The organism is Paenibacillus sp. AK121 (genome assembly GCF_019042715.1).
Taxonomy (GTDB): Bacteria; Bacillota; Bacilli; order Paenibacillales; family Paenibacillaceae; genus Paenibacillus; species Paenibacillus polymyxa_C.
The window spans coordinates 95,472-113,968 of record NZ_JAHPJM010000008.1 but is presented as its reverse complement, the minus strand read 5'-3'; the positions used below and the strand labels follow the sequence as shown (position 1 = coordinate 113,968).

Sequence of the window (18,497 nt, the reverse complement as noted above, 5' to 3'; positions counted from 1 at the left end):
AGAAGTAGAGTATGCATATCACGCTAAAAGCAACCGGAAATAATGCCGGGATGATTTCGCATTTGCTTGCCAAAAATCCCTATAATACGTATGATCGCACGGAAAAGGGTGCGCGTGTACGCATGGTGTACACCGTGTTTACCGAGGAAGAGGCAGAAATCGTCATTCAGGCTTCGCCAGATTCGATAGATTTGGTCAAAAACAGTCCAGATAGCTATGATATTACACAGTATATTAATGACCGGGAGTTTGTAACCAGTAGCTTGTTCTGTACCTATATTCGCGGCGCGCTTGGCACGGCCCTGAACGGCAAACCCAAGGAAGACTATGCAGCATGGGTGAAGCATCCTTTTGCATTGGAGTTATCGTTTGGGCCTGTTGCGTCGGATTTGCCAGATGCTGTGGTGGAGGGACTATTTGCGCCGCTGGGCTATCAAGTGACCATAGAACGAGGGGAAGCGGATTATTCTTTTCAGCTGAAAAATCGAAGCACCGTCAGATATGTCACGCTAAGTGGTCATCAGACGGTGCAATATGCGCTGCGTCAGTTATTGCTGTTGATTCCAGTGTTGGATAATTATAAGCACTACTATATTAGCGAAGAAGAGTTTGATAAGCTGAGACGTTACGGTGAAGGCTGGTTGTCAGCGCATCCGCTACGCGAGCTCATCATTCGACGCACACTTCATTTTACCAATCTGATTGAGCAATTTGAGCAATCTGATTCTGCTGCTACACGGACTGAAAAACATATTGAAAAGGATACTGTCCAAGAACAAAAGCATAATCACGAACAGGATCAGCAGCAAGAACAGTCACTGGAGGAAGGGACGCAACAGCCTACTGTACGGCTCAATGAGCTGCGGTATCAAGCCATTATGGATGTGATTCGCAAGCTGCCCCGAAGACAGAAAATCGTAGATTTTGGTTCAGGGGAAGGGAAGCTTTCGGCTCGCTTGGCCCGAATGAAGGGCATTGAAGAGATTTGGGCGGTGGAGCCGTCTGCTTATGCACAGGTGAGGGCTGTGGAGCGTTTTGCCAAGCTGGAAAGGCATGCTGATGCAATTCGCCCTACACCTATGATGGGCTCTCTCTTTTATTATGATGAGCAATTGCGGGGAAAAGATGTGATGATCCTGTGTGAGGTCATTGAGCATGTGGATGAGCATCGTCTGAACCGGGTGATGGATACGATTGTGACAGAATATCAGCCGGGTGTGCTGATCGTGACGACTCCCAATCGAGAATATAATGAGGTGTATCGTATGGATCAGCAAGAGCTGCGGCATGGCGATCACCGTTTTGAATGGAGCAGAAGCGAGTTTCGTGAACGATGCGAGCAATGGATTGAGGAAGCTCCCTATTCATTAGCGCTGGAAGGGATCGGAGAAGAGGTCGAAGGCTTTGGACAACCGACCCAAATGGCTGTATTTACGCGCAGAAAGGAGCCGAAGAATTCATGAGCATTTCATCCGAACGAACGATTAATCTACCGCATGCTGGACTGGTTGTGTTGGTAGGGGCCTCGAATAGTGGCAAAACCACTTTACTGGACATGTTGGTGAGCGAAGGGATTCTATTGAAAACGGAAGTGGTATCCTCAGATCATTTTCGCCAGCTGGTCGGAGATACGGAATTTATAGACTGGAGCGGACTTCCAAGGCTGGAATCGGACGTGCTGTTTTATGAGTACCAGCAAATGTCAGCCAAGGCGTTTGAGGCGATGGATACCATTCTGGCTATGCGCTGTCGTCTGAATAAGCTGACGGTTGTGGATGCCACTCATCTGTATGCTGAGGATCGCCAGAAATATGTACAGCTGGCAGCCAAAGCGCATGTACCAGTGATGGCCTTGGTGCTGGATGTGCCCGAATCTGTGCTGCTGGAACGTGATTCAGGTAGGGCGCATCCGCGTGGCCGCCAACGGGTCAAGCAGCAGGCACAGCTGTTAAAGCGGAACCTGCGCGGTATCCGGGAAGAAGGTTTTAACGCTTGTTATGTCCACAAGGATGTAGAAAAGGTTAACTTTGCCCGTCGTGCTCAGCCGCTGTTTCATGATATAGGTGCAGGCATTGATATCATTGGTGACATTCACGGGTGCTACCGTGAGATGCTGGAAGTGATAGAGCGGCTCGGATATATGGAAGATACGGAAGGACTATACCATCATCCAGAAGGCAGAAGACTGGTGTCTGTCGGAGATGTGATGAGCCGTGGCCCAGAATCGTTATTAGCGGTGCAGTTCTGGAAAAAGCACGTGGACGCTGGACTCGCCTACATGATTGACAGCAATCATGGCTGGAAAATCGGTCGTTACCTTGATGGGAGAAAGGTAACTCTCAATCATGGAGATGAACGATTCGCAGAGGAAATGGTTCAATATGAACAAAAAGCGGGCAAGGCAGCAGCGGAACAGCTTAGAAGCGAGCTGAGGGATTTTCTACTACATGCACCCTCTCATCTTATTTTCGGCAGAAACGGGTTGCGGCACGTAGTTGTGACTCATGCGGGGATCAAGGATCATTTTATTGGCAAACAGTCGGCGCGTATTTCTGATTACTGTCGTTATGGAGATACGGAAGGTCAGGATGCAGACGGAAAACCAATCCGCAAAGATTGGTTCGTAGACCATGAATCGGGAGAAATAGTAGTATGGGGACATGATCCGAGACCGCAGCCTACCCTTGTCAATCAGACGGTGAATATTGATCAAGGTGTGGTATTTGGTGGTATGCTGACCGCTTATCGTTATCCGGAAAAGGAATTTGTCAGCGTTCCGGCTCATGAGAATTATGCGAATGATCCCGATAGCCCACTTGTCCGGTGGCAGAGAAAACGGTTTTCCCCGCCGAATTTACGTAAGCTCATCGCTGGTTACAGTGTGCTGACGGAATCGTATGGCGAAGTGCGCGTTCAAGGAGAATCGGTCAAAACCGCTATAGATACCGTGTCACATGTGACGGTACCGATGGAGGAACTGGTGTACATTCCGCCCACGATGAGTCCTGCCCCCAAGGTTTCCGAAGAGGAAGGTTATCTGGAGCATCCGCGTGAAGCGCTAGCTTATTATCGCAGTCAAGGCGTACAAACGATGGTAGCTGAGAAAAAGCATATGGGTAGTCGGGCGATTTTGCTATTATTCAAAAACGAACTGGCTGCTGTTGAATATGTAGGCTACCCGACATTGGGCACGATCTACACCCGAAGCGGACGACCCTTCTTTGAGTCAGGCTTTGGGAAGCAGGTGCTGGAGAAGCTGAATGCGGATCTAGTGGATGCCGGATATTTTGAACAGAACCAGACGGATTTTGTGTTGCTGGATGCGGAAATTGTACCGTGGAATCTCAAGGCTCGGGAACTGATTGCTGCACAGTATGCGCATGTGGGTGAAGCAGCTCTGCTGGATCGCAGTAAGCTGGTAGACAAGCTGAAGCAGGCGAAGGTTGCAGGCCGAGAGGTTGGAGACTGGCTGGAGGAAATGGAACGGAAATATGGCAATACCGTAACGTTCCAAGAGGCTTTTCAAAAATATTGCTGGGATGTGGACGGTCTGGATGAAATTCGTATTGCACCGTTTCATACACTGGCCCACAGCGGACAGACGTTTTTTGACCAATCTCATATTTGGCATATGGAGCACAACCGGGAGCTGGCAGGACTGTCCTCTATATTTATGGAGACAGAGTATCGTATCATCACGGATGAAACAAGCGAGGAAGAGGTCATTCGCTGGTGGAATGAGATGACAGAGGATGGTCATGAGGGCATTGTGATCAAGCCGGAACGCTTTTTGATGAAGAATCGGGACAAGATGATTCAGCCTGCAATCAAGGTGAGAGGCCGGAAGTACTTGCACATCATTTACGGTATGGATTATCTTGCCCCTGAGAATTTAAAACGTCTGAAGCAGCGTCGAACGAACAAAAAGGAGCGTCATGCCTTGATGGAAGGAGCGCTTGGCATGGAGGGCGTGGAACGTTTTGTCCGCAAGGATACGGTGGAGCGTATTCATGAATGCGTCCTGGCCGCGTTATCTCTGGAATCGGAGCCGATTGATCCGAGATTGTAGTTTGCGAAGGAGGGATTGAGATGGACAGGAGTACACCGTTGATTGATATTGGTGTGAACTTGATGCACCGTTCGTTTCATACAGATCGGGAACAGGTGGTCGAGAGAGCAGCGGCTGTAGGGATTACACCGTTGATTATTACTGGAACCAGTGTCCGCAGTAGTCGAGAGGCTGCTCAGTATGCAGCGCGTTATCCTGGTCAGCTGTATGCTACAGCTGGCGTGCATCCCCATGATGCCAAAAATTGCAGCACAGATACGATTCAACAGCTCCGCCAACTCGCGGTTCAGCCGCAGGTCGTATCCATAGGAGAATGCGGGTTGGACTATAACCGTGATTTTTCTCCGCGTGATGTACAGCGCCGATGGTTTGGAGAGCAGATTCAACTGGCGGGTGAGCTACATATGCCGTTATTTCTGCATGAACGAGATGCGCATGAGGATTTTGTCGCTATGTTACGAGAGCATCAAGGGCTTGTCGATAAAGCGGTGGTGCATTGTTTTACTGGCACTGCTCAGGAATTGCATACGTATGTGGAAATGGGACTGTATATCGGTATTACTGGCTGGATCTGTGATGAGCGGCGCGGCAAGCATCTGCGTGAGTTGGTGAGGGATATTCCGCTCGACCGGTTGATGATTGAAACGGATGCTCCATTTTTGACCCCGCGTAATCTGCCTGTGAAGCCCAAAGAAGGGCGTAATGAGCCGATGTATCTCGCTCACATCGCCGCTACGATTGCTGAGTGCACAGGCCGGAGCATGATGGAGATCGAAATCGCGACGACGGAAACAGCCAAACGTTTCTTCGGATTATAGGATTGTCAAAGCCATAGATGTGGTATATATTATAGTGAATTAAAAAGCATTGTCGGGAGCTTGAGATAGTCAGGCTGAGAGGGTGGCCCTTGCCGCCGACCGTGAAATCTGATCTGGGTAATGCCAGCGTAGAGAAACCTAGAACACTATACAAGAAACAGAATTACCGCCTATTGGCGGCGGCTAGTCGATGGATTCGTTTCATATCATATATCAAGTTAATGAGCTGCGGGTTTGTAAAAAGTTGCAGACGGACAAGCGTGTCTTGTTTTGTACCTGACTTTGGCTTGGTTTCAGTGCAGTAGACTACTGTGCATATGAGATATGTCGACAACTGATAATGTATGGTGATCATTTTATGACTGCGCATAAAGCTTGCCTGGAGATTCAGCTCCGGACAGGCTTTTTTTTATGGCCAGAAGGCCTATTTTAACGAAAAAGGGGAGCGTATCAACAATGAATACGAGTGTAAAAGCGTCGAAAGGGTTGAAGCTGACTGATATTTTGGTCACGATTGTAATCTCCGTGGTGTTCGGGCTAGTCTACAAAATATGGGGACCTGCCTATGATTTAATGAAACCATTTGGTCTGCATGCCGAGCAACTGATGTATGGCATGTGGTTTATGGCTGGCACGTTCGCTTATCTTATCATTCGCAAGCCGGGAGTTGCGATTTTGGCAGAAGTGGCCGCGGCCACAGTCAGTGCTTTTTTGGGAAGCGAATGGGGCATGTCCACCTTGTACTATGGTCTGCTGCAAGGCTTGGGAGCGGAGCTGTTCTTTGCGGCTTTTCTGTATCGGAACGCAAACCTGTGGGTCGCTTCATTAGCTGCGGCAGGGGCGGCTGTCACTTCTTTGATTTTAGACTTCAGCTATGGGTATATTGATCAGCTATCGACCTGGAACTATGTTTTGTATATTGGATTTCGGATGATTGGCAGTATTGTGATTGCTGGGGTATTCGCTTTCTATCTGGCTAAGGCGCTGGAGGTAACCGGAGTTACGCGAAGTTTGAGACCGGCAACGGAACAAGATTATAAGGGGCTGGATTGATGAGCGCGGCCAACGAAGATGTGGTAGCTTCGATCACCCGTCTTCGTTTGAAATTTCCCGGTGAGCAAGAGCTGCTTTTCCACAATATGTCCTTATCTGTCCGCAAAGGGGAAAAGCTACTGCTGCTGGGTCCAAGCGGATGCGGCAAATCAACGCTGCTTCAGGTGCTGAGCGGACTGATTCCACGCACGATAGAAGTGCCTATGAAATACGATGCTGCCGTGATCCCGAGTCTCTCTGGTATTGTATTTCAAGATCCTGACACGCAGTTTTGTATGTCGTATGCAGACGAGGAATTGGCTTTTGTGTTGGAAAATAAACAGGTTCCAAGGGAGCAGATGCCATCCCGTATTCGCGAGCTGCTAATGCAGGTTGGTCTATCGACGGATGATATACACTTGCCCATTGCCAGCATGTCACAGGGAATGAAACAGCGGCTGGCGATTGCCTCTGTGCTGGCTATGGAGCCGGAAGTGCTTTTTTTGGATGAGCCGACAGCTTTGTTGGACGAGGAGGGCACGACACAGGTATGGGATACCATTCGCAACATTTCGGCAGACCAGACGCTGGTGATTGTAGAGCATAAAATCAATGAAATTGTCCAGGATGTGGATCGGATTGTGGTGCTTTCTGATCAAGGAGAAATGATTGCGGACGGAAGGGCGGAAGAAGTGTTTCATGTGCATCGGCAGGCATTATCCGAGTATGGCGTGTGGTATCCGGGGATATGGGATGAATCGTCTTCGCCGCGTTGGAGAGAGTCTGTGACGCAGCAGAAAGATGGAGGGCATACGGATAGTCCGTCCACCTCAGCACCTACAACGGATTTGCTGGAGCTAGAACATTTTAGCGGACTCCGGGGTTTGAGCTCAGTCATTTATGTGGAGCAAGCACAGGTGCAGCCTGGCGACTGGATTGGCGTGGTCGGTGAAAACGGGGCTGGCAAAAGCTCGCTTCTGCTCTCTATGATGCGTTTACTTCACACGCAGGGTCGTTATTGCTTGTGCGGAGCTGAGGCAGGCAATACGGAGCAACTGGCTGAGCGTATTGGGTTTGCATTTCAAAATCCAGAGCTGCAATTTGTAGCGAACACCGTACGAAGGGAACTGGAATATTCGTTACCCAAGAGCCTGTTTACAGCTGAACAGTGTAGGGAACGAGTGGATCGAATACTTATACAGTTCGGACTGGAGCGGCTGGATGAACGCCATCCGTATCAGCTTTCGTTGGGCCAAAAAAGGCGGTTGAGTATTGCTACGGCTATGATCCGGGAGCCGGAAGTGCTGCTGCTGGACGAACCGACTTTTGGGCAGGATGCGCGTAATACCTTTGTCATGCTGGATATGTTGGAGCAGCTGAGAGCGGCAGGCACGGCCATTGTGATGGTTACGCATGACCCGGAAATTGTCCGTCGATATTGTACCGATGTATGGCGGATTCAGAAAGGGGAACTACAGTATGAGCCTGTCCTTTCCTCATCATGAAACATGGCTGCATCGTGTAAACCCGGGCCTAAAGCTCGTGATGTTTTCCCTGCTGTTTGTGATCGTTATAGTCATCCATGATCCGAACGTTATGTTTAATGTTGCATGTGCTATGCTGCTGTTGCTTGTCTGGTCAGGCCATCCATGGAAGCGGCTGCTCCTGTACGGATCTCCCTTTATATTGGTGTTTATTTCAACCTCAACAGGCATGATGATGTTTGGCAAAGGAGTGACGACCTGGTGGACATGGGGCCTGATCCATATTACGCAGGAAAGCTTTTTCCGAGGCATGCATCTGGGCTTTCGTGCACTGAGTATGGCCGCGGCAGGGTTGCTGTTTGGTTTAACGACTCGTCCGGTGAGCCTTTTTTATTCACTGATGCAGCAATGGAAGCTCCCTCCCAAGTATGCATACAGCTTTTTGGCAGCTATGCGGTTGATGCCGATGATGCTGGAGGAATTTCAGGCTTTGAGACATGCCCACCGTATTCGAGGTTTACACCAGCATGTGTCCAAATGGAATATGTACGCCACGCTCCGCAGGTACGCAATTCCGCTACTCGCTCAAAGTATCCGGCGTGCACAGCGCATTGCTATTGCCATGGAAGCCAAGGGTTTTGCTAATGAAACCAAGCGCACGTATTATTATGCGATCGGCTATTCGGCTGTAGATATTATATTTATTTTTTATTTTGTGGTGCTGCTGATGTTGGCTTGGGGACTTGGTACCTGCTTTCCTTATGTAGGGGTATGGGATGTACGTTAATTGTTGCAAAAGGCTTTGCCCGATTTCTGCTCTGTGGTATATTAATGCAATGGGAATTGACGGCTCGTACAGACCCGCCTGGGCTGGCGGGCTTATTACATTTTCCCGCAGTAATGGATCATCAGGAGGCCAAGTTTCATGATTACGCTGCATCAGGTAAACAAGCATTATACCACCTCAAGCGGCCCATTTCATGCGGTTCAATCCGTGTCCCTTCAAGTGGAGGAGGGGGAGATTCACGGTATCATAGGTGCCAGCGGTGCCGGCAAATCTACGTTGCTCCGGTTGATGAATGTATTGGAAAGACCGGATGAGGGAAACGTGGTTGTGAACGGGGAAGATCTGGCTCGCATGCCGGAAAAACGTCTCCGTGAAGCTCGGCGATCCATAGGGATGATTTTCCAACATTATCATCTTGTTCATAATCGGACGGTAAGTGGAAATGTAGCAATGCCGTTGGAACTGGCAGGTGTCGCGAAAAAAGAGAGAGCAGAACGCGTGCGCGAATGCCTGCAATTCGTCGGTTTAGCGGATAAGGCAGAACAGTATCCGGCACAACTGAGCGGAGGCCAAAAGCAACGTGTGGCGATTGCCAGAGCACTGGCGAATCGACCTGCGGTGCTGCTTTGTGATGAGCCGACCTCGGCCCTTGATCCGCAGACGACTGCGGATATTCTAGGCGTGTTACGGGAGATCAACCGTGAACTGGGAGTTACCATTGTAATCGTCACGCATGATATGGACGTGGTACGCAACATTTGTACCCATGTATCAGAAATGCGGGATGGACAGCTGCTTTCAACGCAACGTGTAGCTGACGCTGCGGTAGGTTCAACAGCAAAAGTAGGTGAAGCTGATGAATGAAATGCTAAGCATCATTGCACAGTATCAGTCAGAGATATGGAAAGCCATCGGGGAGACATTTATCATGGTGGGGATTTCTATCGCAGCAGCTGTACTGTTAGGGCTTCCGGCAGGAACGATTTTATATTTGTGTGGTAAAGGGCAAAAATATGAAAATCGACTGCTCTTCACCATACTGAACAGTCTGGTCAATGTTATCCGCTCGTTCCCGTTCTTGCTGCTCGTCGTGTTTATGATTCCATTTACACGTTTGGTGGTAGGCACGGCGCTGGGCACGATGGCAGCTACGGTTCCCTTGTCAGTGGTAGCCATCGCCTATTATTCGAGGCTGGTGGAACAATCGTTGCTTGAGGTGCCCAAGGGTGTGATTGAAGCCGCTACGTCTATGGGAGCATCCACGCTCCAGCTTATTTTTAAATTTCTATACGTGGAAGCCCGTTCCGGACTTGTACTGGGTTTGACCACATCCACCATTAGCTTCATCTCCTACTCCACGGTGATGGGCATTGTGGGCGGCGGCGGGGTAGGCGATTTTGCCATCCGCTATGGTTACCAGCGGTTTGAAACAGGCTTGATGGCGTTCACCATCGTCGTTATGATTATTTTCGTACAAACGATCCAGTTCACCGGAAGCACCATATCCCGCCGGATCGACAAGCGGTAAATGGTAAGTTGTATGGCATTACACTTGCACCACCCACTATGGGAAATAAAAATGACCTTACAGTATCTCAAAAGCGGAGCGGGCAGAATTGTTCTGGAGAAGCGTCAGCGTTCGCCTTTGAAATGGGATTCTAACCTATCATCACTTTTAAATGAGAGAATCCCATTTCAACAGCGATCGGAAGAGCAATCTGCACGCGAAGCGGCTATACTGTAACTCATTAACATCTTCCCAATCACAACTAATTTGGAGGTTCATCATCGAATGAGTCGGAAAAACAACATGAAAACGAACTTGAAATTACTTACACTATTTGCAGTGGTTATGCTGCTGGTTGCCGGATGTGGTGGTCAGAAGCAGGCTACACAAGAAACAACAACTAAAGAAGCAACATCCCAAAAAGAAGTGACCTTGAAAGTAGCCACGCTGATCCCACCGATGACAGATGTGCTGGATATCGTGAAGCCACTGCTTAAACAGGACGGAGTCAATCTGGAAATTGTTGTGCTGTCAGACAATATCCAACCGAACAACGCATTGGCAAGCCGTGAAGTGGATGCTAACTTCTTTCAGCATGCTCCGTTTATGCAACAATATAATGAAAGCAACAAATCTGATTTGGTAGCGGTAAAACCGATTTACAACGCCATTTATGGCGCGTACTCCAAAAAATACAAGAACATTAAAGACCTGCCCGAAGGTGCGACGATTGCCATTGCCAATGATCCGGCCAATACCGGACGTTCTTTGGTAATGATGGAGCAAAACGGTCTAATCAAGCTTAAAGAAGGTGTAGGCTATAATGCTACACAGGCTGATATTATTGAGAATAAGAAAAAGTTTGTGTTTAAAGAAGTGGATTTGTTGATGCTGGCGCGGTCGCTGGATGATGTGGACATGGCTGCCATGTATCCCGCATATGCCAAGCCGCTCGGTCTGACACCGAAGAAGGACGCGCTGATTACCGAAAAAGATGATACGCACTTTGCCATTAATTTGGTAGCGCGTAAGGATAATGCAGATTCCGATGCCATTCAAAAGCTGGCAAAACGAATGACCGGACCGGAAGTACGCAAATTTTTTGAGGACAATTACAAGGATAGCGTTGTTCCAGCATTTTAAATAAATAAGTATTGAAACATTATTTTTGATGATATTTGACCTGTATAATGGAGTGCAGTCTGTGAAGAGCAGATGGTCTCCCTTGTGCAGGTCTTTTTCTTTTTCATCCTTAATATGGGTAAAATTCATCGAAATCAGGGTACAAAGTCTTATTTTTTAAGATTTTAGTGTATTACAGCACTGTGAATTTTGGTCATAAAGGGTGATAGAGTAATGATAAGGAACCTATTAAAATAAATATACGAACAAACATTCGTTTTATGTTTTATTAACGATGTTTGTAGGAGGGTCGAGAAATTCAGCTGACAACGGGTCAAAAGCGTCAATAAAAAAAGGAAGGGAAACAATATGAAGCTGTTTGTAACTGTAAAAAGTTTGGGAAAGCGTAAACCCGCACTCGCACAACAGGAAATAGAGCTGAGCCCTACTCCAGAAACATTGCGAGATTTGATTACAGCAACCGTTGCCCTGAATGTTCAAAAGCTACGGGAAAAGCAGGAGAGTGTCGCGCTGATTCCGTTCCTCACGGGAGAGGAAATTCAGGCACAAGGCGAGACAGGCAAAGTTGGATTCGGTTCCATATATAATGATGGTGTTCCTGATATTGAGGCTGCCGTGAACACGGCGATGCAGGCCTTTGAGGATGGTTTATACAGGGTTTTTGTATGTGATGAGGAAGCGATTGAACTGGACGCTCCTTTGTCACTTCATGCAGGGGATGAGATTGTATTTATACGCTTCACAATGTTGGCTGGAGGCCTATGGTAGAGGAGGAGACGAAATATGCATCAGGAGAACAATGAGCAAGAATATTTCGCCACACTGAAAGAGCGCACGACGCAACTGGGTGGACAACAGCAGGAGTTGGCTCAGTATGTTGTGGAACTGGGTAAGCTTCATTACATACAAGAGGTTGAGGAGCCATTTATCAAATGTCAGCAAATACTGAAAGAACGGGCGGCAGAAAGCGGAGAACCGCTGTTCAAGCCACTGGCAGAAGTGTTGCGTTCTCTAATTGGACAAACAGCTGGCGATGTGTTTGCACATCTAACCGAGCATGTGACCGAATATCCTTACAGCACTGGGTATGAGCGCAGACCGTTTCGCACTTCTGATATTACCGCTCATACTTCCCGGGTTTATAAAAAAATGGTGCAGTTGATCCGAATGGACTGTATCGGATTCTCTATAATGGATTATTTAACGAAAAAGGATTACGAACCAGGCAGGGATTACCGGATTCAGGAAACGATTGGTGATTGGATTGCTTACGAGCTAGACAACGGCAATTCACAGGTGCTAGAGGCGCTAAAAGCTATTATTTATGGGGATAATCAGGCGGCGCTACTTACGCGCAATATGATTAAAGGCATGCTGCTAAGCCATCAAGATGAGAATTATCACATGATTGGCGAGCTGCTGGCAGCGGCCAGGCTTCAAGAGGGATTACGCCAAAGCATTGTGGAGCAAATGGATGAAGGAACTCCTCAGGCTCTCATTTATCTGTTAAAGGTGATCATCGACCAAGGCTTCATTCGATACAGTTCGGTAGTGCGGGCACTTGCAGTGTGGACGGGCATGGGCTTGGAATCTGCCAATCGGCGGGTCGTTCGCCAGCTGATCGAGCAGGCATATGAAGCATTAACTCGCACTGAACTGCGCCAGGAATGGCTGACCAGCTCAAATGCTAACGAACTGTATATGAGCTTGTGGGCTACGGCAGTATATGAGGAACGTGATTTATATGGACAGGTTCGCCAACTTATGGAGCAGGGAGCAGCATACCAGAAGATTGTAGCACAGTATGTACTGTCTAATACTAAAAACAAGGATCTGCGCCTCGGAATTGCGAGAGAATATCTGGATGAGACGGACCCGGAGCTTCGCTATTGGATACTGACGAACTATACAACTGATTATTTTTATGAATGGGTAGAAGGCGGGACGGTCGCGGATCGAATCGTTAAAGTGGCGCGCACTCCTTTGCTGGATAGCAAAGAGGAGCGCCGTAAGGATTTTGAACGACTTCATAATCTGTTTGTACATATGAAAAAGGGTGAGTCTACCGAGCCTTCCAAGGTGCTGGATTATGTAAACCTGTATCACCGCTCGGATGCACCTATTCAAAAAATGCTGTATCTCGCTGGTTATGATATGGATGCTTCCTGGATTGGGGAAATTATAGCCTTAAAGGATCAGATTAGCCCTAATCTGCGCGGCGAGATATTGAATCATTTTGTGCAGAACCCTGAGGATGCGGTACAGCGTGATTTTATTTTTTCCAGCTTGTCTGACAAAAGTATGAGTATCCGTGAGTTCGCTGTGGCCAAGGCGCGCAAGCTGACGCTGTCGGAACCAGAAATGCAGCAAATGGAAGCTTTATTAAAGCTCAAGACAGGCTCGTTGCGACAAAGTGTCATTGGTGTGTTGCTTTCACAATCGGAAGAGCCGCTCGCTGGCTCATTGGAACGCTTGCTTCGTGCGAAGGCGGAACTGCAACGATTGGGTGGACTGGAAATATTGACAAAGATATATGATGACCCGGATCGTGCCCAGCAGTATGAAAATCTGCGGACTTTAGCGGATATCATTCAGCAACCCACCGCCAAAGAGGAGCAACTGCTGTCCAAGCTGGGACAGGAGGATACTTATACAGGGACAAACGGCTTTGGCTTGTACGATCCGAATGTCAAGGAAGCTTGGTTGGAAGAGAAGGTTGATCTGGGTGATTTCCGAATGGCCGATGTTTTTGCTAGTCCATTGGAGAAGCTCAAGCAGTTCTTGAGTGGACTGGATGAGCTTGTTCATCATCATCGTGATGTGGAATATACAGCGGAGTATTATTCAGGCTACAAAGATACATTGCCTATTGGGACGAATCTTCGCCCTCTACGACTGGTTCAGGTCGATGAAGAAGTAGATTCCAGGCTGTCTTTATATCCTCTTTATGAGGAATGGGAACGTTATTTGCAGGAAAGCGGCATAGAAGCGCGTGATCTGCTGGAGCTTGTTTTTTATGATCGATTGGAGCCAATGGACCGAACGTTGGATCGCTACTATCGATATTTCTCATTTAACTTTGGCTATTCAGAACAAAGCAAGCAAAAGCTGCTAGAAGGATGGCGTAAAGACTTCGCCGAACAAATGTATCCTTTAGAGCGGATTAATGAGGTTCAAAAGTGGATGGCAGAGCTGACCTATTCCGATCAGGTAAGCACATTAATTAATGCTTATTTTATGGACACAGCCGGTTCCGAAACATTTGACGTAATCGACCTTGCCTTCAATTCACTAATGCAAAGTATGCCTAAGGATAGACCTGCAGAGGATATGGGAATGTTTCATTTATTGTCCGGCCCGTGGTTGGCATTGGAGAAAGGGCGAGTCCATGATAATGAGTCCTTTAAACGTTTTTTCCATACCTTTGTGAACTACGCAGAATGGCCAGGCATGGAAAATCGTTTTTATTCTCCGCTGGATCTGGAGGATCACTTCAAAGCCTATGAAAAAGGGCTGATCAGTGTAGGTGAAGTGTATCGGGAGCTGCTGGCCGGTAGTGAAAGCAGAAGGCATATGAGCACCTTAACCAATGCTCGTAATACATGGATTTCCAGCAAGCCAGAATTTTTGGAGATACGTCGTACGGTTATTGATCGACTGCTAGAGGTTGAATTGGTTCGAGGCGATTTGCCTACCGAAGCCACGTCAAAGGTGATGGGTCTGAGCCGGATTGAAGGCATGAATTATTTTATCCGTATTCTGGAGGGGCTCGACAAGGAAACGTTCGTGCGTGGTTATGTGTATGGCTACGGTGATCGTATTACCAAAAAAGAATCGTTCAGCCACTTGCTCAAGGCATGTTATCCAAGTGATGGCGAGGATGCTGCATTACTCAAGGAGAAGCTGAAGAACACTAAAATTACAGATAAACGTTTGTTGGAGGCGGCAATGTATGCCCCACAATGGATTGAGATTGTAGCAGGCTATCTCGGGTGGGAAGGACTTCGCAGTGCAGCATGGTACTTCCATGCGCATATCAATGAAGGCTTTTCGGCTGAGAAGGAAACGATTGTAGCTCATTATTCACCGATAGCTCCGCAGGATTTTAATGATGGTGCCTTTGATATTCACTGGTTTCATGAGGCCTATGAGACGCTGGGCGAGGAACGATTTGATCTGCTGTACGATTGTGCCAAGTATATTTCGGCTGGAGCCAATCATCGTCGATCCCAATTGTTTGCGGATGCGACGTTGGGTAAGCTGAAACGGAGTGAAATGGAAAAATCAGTGGAAGACAAGCGAAACAAAGACCATTTGTTGACCTACAGTCTGATTCCACTTGCCGAGCCGCCTGAACCAGATGTCCGCGAACGTTATGATTTTATCCAGAAGTTTCTGGAACAAAGCAAGAAATTCGGGGCACAGCGTAAGGCTAGTGAGGCACTGGTTTCACGGATTGCGCTCGGGAATTTGGCACGTAATGCAGGTTATGATGACGTAACCCGTCTCGTCTGGGACATGGAAGCTCGCAAGCTGGATGATCTCCGCTCTTATTTTGAGCCCCGTGCCTTAGATGAGGCTACAACGATACAACTGGTCATTGATGATGAAGGAACGGCAGATATTGAAATTGTCAGCAAAGGGAAGACGCTGAAATCCATTCCGGCTCGTTTCAAGAAGGATGAGTATGTTACGGCGTTGAAAGAGCTTAAAGGAGATCTGGTAGATCAATATCGCAGAGCTCGCAAAGAATTGGAACGCTCTATGGAGTCTGGTACGACCTTTATGGTGAAGGAATTAAGAGGATTGTTAGGCAATCCTGTGCTTGCTCCGCTGGTGAGGACACTGGTTTTCAAAGCTGGTGATCACCTCGGTTATTTTAATGGGGATACGTTAGTGTTGACTGCTCCTTCTGCTGAACAGCATACTATTGGAGAAGAGGATAAGTTGGTTATTGCACATCCACTTCATTTGTACGAAAGTGGTCGTTGGAGCGAATTCCAGAAGGACTTATTCGACCGCCAGATACGCCAGCCATTTAAGCAGGTGTTCCGTGAGCTGTATCTGCTGAATGCTGATGAACGTGCCAACGCGACAGTTTCCCGTCGGTATGCGGGACATCAGGTACAGCCGAATAAAACGGTATCCTTACTAAAAAGTCGCCAATGGACAGTCAGCTATGAAGACGGACTCCAGAAGGTGTACTATGCCGAGAATCTGATTGCGAACCTGTATGCCATGGCCGATTGGTTCTCACCAGCGGATACTGAGGCTCCTACACTGGAGACCGTGCAGTTCTTTGATCGGACAACATATAAGAGCGTGCCTTTGGAGGAGGTTCCACCTGTTCTGTTCTCTGAAGTTATGCGGGACGTGGATCTGGTCGTCAGTGTTGCTCATGTAGGCGGCGTTGATCCAGAGGCTAGTCTGACAACCGTTGAAATGCGTAAGGTCATTGTACAGGAATCCCTTCGTCTGCTGAAAATTAGCAATGTACGCTTAGATGGGAATTACGCACGTATAGATGGGAATCTTGGCGAGTATGCGGTGCACCTCGGAAGCGGTGGGGTCTACAAGCAAGCCAAGGGAGCACTGCACATTATTCCGGTGCATTCGCAGCATCGTGGTCGCATCTTCCTGCCGTTTCTGGATGAGGATCCAAGAACAGCCGAGATTCTATCCAAAATAGCGTTGCTGGCTGAGGATCAGAAAATCAAGGACCCACAAATTCTTGAACAGCTTCAAGCGTAGGATAGAAATTGTAATATAGAGAAATTCATAATTAACTCAACGTTCGCATCTAGACAAGGTTCCAAATCATCGTCTGTATAGATTGGAAGCTCAGTTTAGCTGCGGAGGTTGAGTTATTTAATATCAGGTATGAATCGAGCTCGAATAAGGAGTTATGCGTAAAAAGTTGTTCCTGGTTTTGAAGGGAAGCTTACGACATCACAATTGACGATAATAGGAGAATACAGCGATGGTAAATAGTATCTTTTTAAAAGAGTACGCAACCGAGTATCAATCGCAAGTTGTCGATTTAATTCTACATATTCAACAGAGCGAATATAATATCGCCATCACTAAAGAAGATCAGCCTGATCTGCTTGATATTGAAAACTTTTATCAGCATGGTAACGGCAACTTCTGGGTGGCTCTTCATGAAGGAATCGTAGTAGGGACGGTTGCCTTACTAGATATCGAAAACCATAAGACGGCGCTCAGAAAGATGTTTGTCAAACAAAACTATAGAGGCAAAGCCTTTAATGTTTCGAATCAATTACTTCAGCATGCCATAGGATGGGCCAAGGAACGGTCTGTTGAGGGAATCTATCTTGGAACAACACCGCAATTCGTAGCCGCTCATCGTTTTTATGAGAAGAATGGATTTGTTAGTATAGCTCTTGATGAATTGCCAATGGGCTTTCCAGTTATGAAAGTAGATAAAAAGTTTTACAAATACACCATTCAATAAATGGCCTAAACCAAGACGATCCTAAAGGAAATTCCTGCTCAAAACTGACTTCGTGCTCGCCTCGCTGCCTTCCTGCCGAGCTGCAATACAAACTGCCGCCGAGCAGGAATTTCTTTTGTTTAGGACAGGTGTTTGCTAGAATGAAGAAGACCGTGTAAGCCAATGTTAACTATACAACTGGGAGGGATACAAGTATGAGCAAAAAGATTAAATGGGGAATTGTCGGTACGGGATGGATCTCAGATCAGTTTGTTGCCGATCTGCAACATGTTACGAATGGAGAAGGATACGCCGTTGGATCACGCAATATTGAAAGCGCTACCGAATTTGCAGCCAAGCATCAAATGGCACAGGCTTATGGTAGCTATGAGGAATTAGTGCAAGATTCCGAGGTCGATGCTATTTACATAGGGACTCCTCATCCTTTTCATAAAGAAAATGTTCTAGCAGCTCTACGAGCGGGCAAAGCCGTCTTGTGTGAGAAACCCTTCACCGTCAACAGCAAAGAGTTGGAGGAACTAATCCGTTACGCCCGTGACCATAAGCTATTCCTGATGGAAGCAATGTGGACGCGTTTTTTGCCTCCGATACGCCAAGTGCAGGAGTGGCTACATGCGGGACGTATTGGTGAAGTGAAGTTGGTGAAGGCGGAATTCGGTTTTCGCATAGATTGGAACCCGGAGGGAAGATTATTGAATCCCGAGCTGGGCGGAGGGGCATTATTAGATGCGGGAATTTACCCCGTTTCTTTTGCTTCGATGGTGTTTGGCCCTGAGCCAGAGCATGTATGGAGTACCGCCCATATCGGGGAAACGGGCGTTGATGAGACATTTTCAATCATGTTGGATTATGGAAAAGGACGTACAGCTATGCTTAATGGGGCAGTTCGTCTCGGACTGACGAATGAAGCTTATATCCATGGAACCAAGGGCTATATTCACATTCCGTCGTTCCTGAATGGTACATCGGCTACTTTAGTTGTGGACGGTGAAGAGGCGCAAAACTTTCAGGATGATCGTTCCTCTACAGGCTATGCTTTTGAGGCAGAAGAAGTTGGGCGCTGCTTGAACGAAGGTTTGCTCGAAAGCTCTACTATTTCTTTGGATGAATCATTAGGAATTATGAAATTGATGGATCAGATTCGTTCACAGTGGGGACTTCGGTATCCGTTTGAATAATCAC

Annotated in this window: 14 protein-coding genes; all 14 read left to right on the top strand. The window is 47.5% G+C overall.

Annotation, left to right across the window (positions count from 1 at the left end):
- Window positions 1–11 precede the first annotated feature (11 nt).
- The 14 genes from KSP24_RS15925 (at window position 12) to KSP24_RS15860 (ending at window position 18,493) form a co-directional block, all read left to right on the top strand.
- On the top strand, window positions 12–1,463 hold the full coding sequence (locus tag KSP24_RS15925; RefSeq protein WP_216975744.1) for a 3' terminal RNA ribose 2'-O-methyltransferase Hen1: 1,452 nt from the start codon (window positions 12–14) through the stop codon (window positions 1,461–1,463).
- On the top strand, window positions 1,460–4,069 hold the full coding sequence (locus tag KSP24_RS15920) for a polynucleotide kinase-phosphatase (protein ID WP_216975742.1): 2,610 nt from the start codon (window positions 1,460–1,462) through the stop codon (window positions 4,067–4,069). The genes KSP24_RS15925 and KSP24_RS15920 overlap by 4 nt, the downstream gene beginning before the upstream one ends.
- A gap of 20 nt (window positions 4,070–4,089) precedes the next feature.
- Window positions 4,090–4,887, top strand: a complete 798-nt coding sequence (locus KSP24_RS15915; RefSeq protein ID WP_064962530.1) for a TatD family hydrolase — start codon at window positions 4,090–4,092, stop codon at window positions 4,885–4,887.
- Between the two features lie 456 nt (window positions 4,888–5,343).
- Window positions 5,344–5,940 carry an ECF transporter S component gene (locus KSP24_RS15910; protein WP_064962529.1) on the top strand — a complete coding sequence of 199 codons (597 nt, stop codon included), beginning with the start codon at window positions 5,344–5,346 and terminating at the stop codon, window positions 5,938–5,940.
- Window positions 5,940–7,424, top strand: a complete 1,485-nt coding sequence (locus KSP24_RS15905; RefSeq protein ID WP_216975740.1) for an ABC transporter ATP-binding protein — start codon at window positions 5,940–5,942, stop codon at window positions 7,422–7,424. Before KSP24_RS15910 ends, KSP24_RS15905 begins: the two co-directional genes overlap by 1 nt.
- On the top strand, window positions 7,399–8,190 hold the full coding sequence (locus KSP24_RS15900; RefSeq protein ID WP_013369582.1) for an energy-coupling factor transporter transmembrane component T family protein: 792 nt from the start codon (window positions 7,399–7,401) through the stop codon (window positions 8,188–8,190). The genes KSP24_RS15905 and KSP24_RS15900 overlap by 26 nt, the downstream gene beginning before the upstream one ends.
- 138 nt (window positions 8,191–8,328) lie before the next feature.
- Window positions 8,329–9,054, top strand: coding sequence for a methionine ABC transporter ATP-binding protein (locus tag KSP24_RS15895; RefSeq protein WP_216975738.1), 726 nt, complete (start codon window positions 8,329–8,331; stop codon window positions 9,052–9,054).
- Window positions 9,047–9,718 carry a methionine ABC transporter permease gene (locus KSP24_RS15890; protein ID WP_165082709.1) on the top strand — a complete coding sequence of 224 codons (672 nt, stop codon included), beginning with the start codon at window positions 9,047–9,049 and terminating at the stop codon, window positions 9,716–9,718. Before KSP24_RS15895 ends, KSP24_RS15890 begins: the two co-directional genes overlap by 8 nt.
- A gap of 51 nt (window positions 9,719–9,769) precedes the next feature.
- On the top strand, window positions 9,770–9,934 hold the full coding sequence (locus KSP24_RS15885; protein ID WP_216975736.1) for a hypothetical protein: 165 nt from the start codon (window positions 9,770–9,772) through the stop codon (window positions 9,932–9,934).
- A gap of 48 nt (window positions 9,935–9,982) precedes the next feature.
- On the top strand, window positions 9,983–10,840 hold the full coding sequence (locus KSP24_RS15880) for a MetQ/NlpA family ABC transporter substrate-binding protein (RefSeq protein WP_016819898.1): 858 nt from the start codon (window positions 9,983–9,985) through the stop codon (window positions 10,838–10,840).
- A gap of 348 nt (window positions 10,841–11,188) precedes the next feature.
- On the top strand, window positions 11,189–11,608 hold the full coding sequence (locus KSP24_RS15875; protein WP_216975734.1) for a hypothetical protein: 420 nt from the start codon (window positions 11,189–11,191) through the stop codon (window positions 11,606–11,608).
- A gap of 15 nt (window positions 11,609–11,623) precedes the next feature.
- A complete protein-coding gene (locus KSP24_RS15870) occupies window positions 11,624–16,591 on the top strand; it encodes a DUF4132 domain-containing protein (protein WP_216975732.1) in 4,968 nt (1,655 codons plus the stop codon).
- Between the two features lie 229 nt (window positions 16,592–16,820).
- Window positions 16,821–17,315, top strand: a complete 495-nt coding sequence (locus tag KSP24_RS15865) for a GNAT family N-acetyltransferase (RefSeq protein WP_216975730.1) — start codon at window positions 16,821–16,823, stop codon at window positions 17,313–17,315.
- A gap of 194 nt (window positions 17,316–17,509) precedes the next feature.
- Window positions 17,510–18,493, top strand: a complete 984-nt coding sequence (locus KSP24_RS15860) for a Gfo/Idh/MocA family protein (protein ID WP_216975728.1) — start codon at window positions 17,510–17,512, stop codon at window positions 18,491–18,493.
- The last annotated feature ends 4 nt before the right edge of the window (window positions 18,494–18,497 follow it).

Coding starts and splice junctions, on each gene's coding strand:
- KSP24_RS15925 (WP_216975744.1), top strand. CDS start 12: ATGCATATCACGCTAAAAGCAACCGGAAATAATGCCGGGATGATTTCG.
- KSP24_RS15920 (WP_216975742.1), top strand. CDS start 1,460: ATGAGCATTTCATCCGAACGAACGATTAATCTACCGCATGCTGGACTG.
- KSP24_RS15915 (WP_064962530.1), top strand. CDS start 4,090: ATGGACAGGAGTACACCGTTGATTGATATTGGTGTGAACTTGATGCAC.
- KSP24_RS15910 (WP_064962529.1), top strand. CDS start 5,344: ATGAATACGAGTGTAAAAGCGTCGAAAGGGTTGAAGCTGACTGATATT.
- KSP24_RS15905 (WP_216975740.1), top strand. CDS start 5,940: ATGAGCGCGGCCAACGAAGATGTGGTAGCTTCGATCACCCGTCTTCGT.
- KSP24_RS15900 (WP_013369582.1), top strand. CDS start 7,399: ATGAGCCTGTCCTTTCCTCATCATGAAACATGGCTGCATCGTGTAAAC.
- KSP24_RS15895 (WP_216975738.1), top strand. CDS start 8,329: ATGATTACGCTGCATCAGGTAAACAAGCATTATACCACCTCAAGCGGC.
- KSP24_RS15890 (WP_165082709.1), top strand. CDS start 9,047: ATGAATGAAATGCTAAGCATCATTGCACAGTATCAGTCAGAGATATGG.
- KSP24_RS15885 (WP_216975736.1), top strand. CDS start 9,770: ATGACCTTACAGTATCTCAAAAGCGGAGCGGGCAGAATTGTTCTGGAG.
- KSP24_RS15880 (WP_016819898.1), top strand. CDS start 9,983: ATGAGTCGGAAAAACAACATGAAAACGAACTTGAAATTACTTACACTA.
- KSP24_RS15875 (WP_216975734.1), top strand. CDS start 11,189: ATGAAGCTGTTTGTAACTGTAAAAAGTTTGGGAAAGCGTAAACCCGCA.
- KSP24_RS15870 (WP_216975732.1), top strand. CDS start 11,624: ATGCATCAGGAGAACAATGAGCAAGAATATTTCGCCACACTGAAAGAG.
- KSP24_RS15865 (WP_216975730.1), top strand. CDS start 16,821: ATGGTAAATAGTATCTTTTTAAAAGAGTACGCAACCGAGTATCAATCG.
- KSP24_RS15860 (WP_216975728.1), top strand. CDS start 17,510: ATGAGCAAAAAGATTAAATGGGGAATTGTCGGTACGGGATGGATCTCA.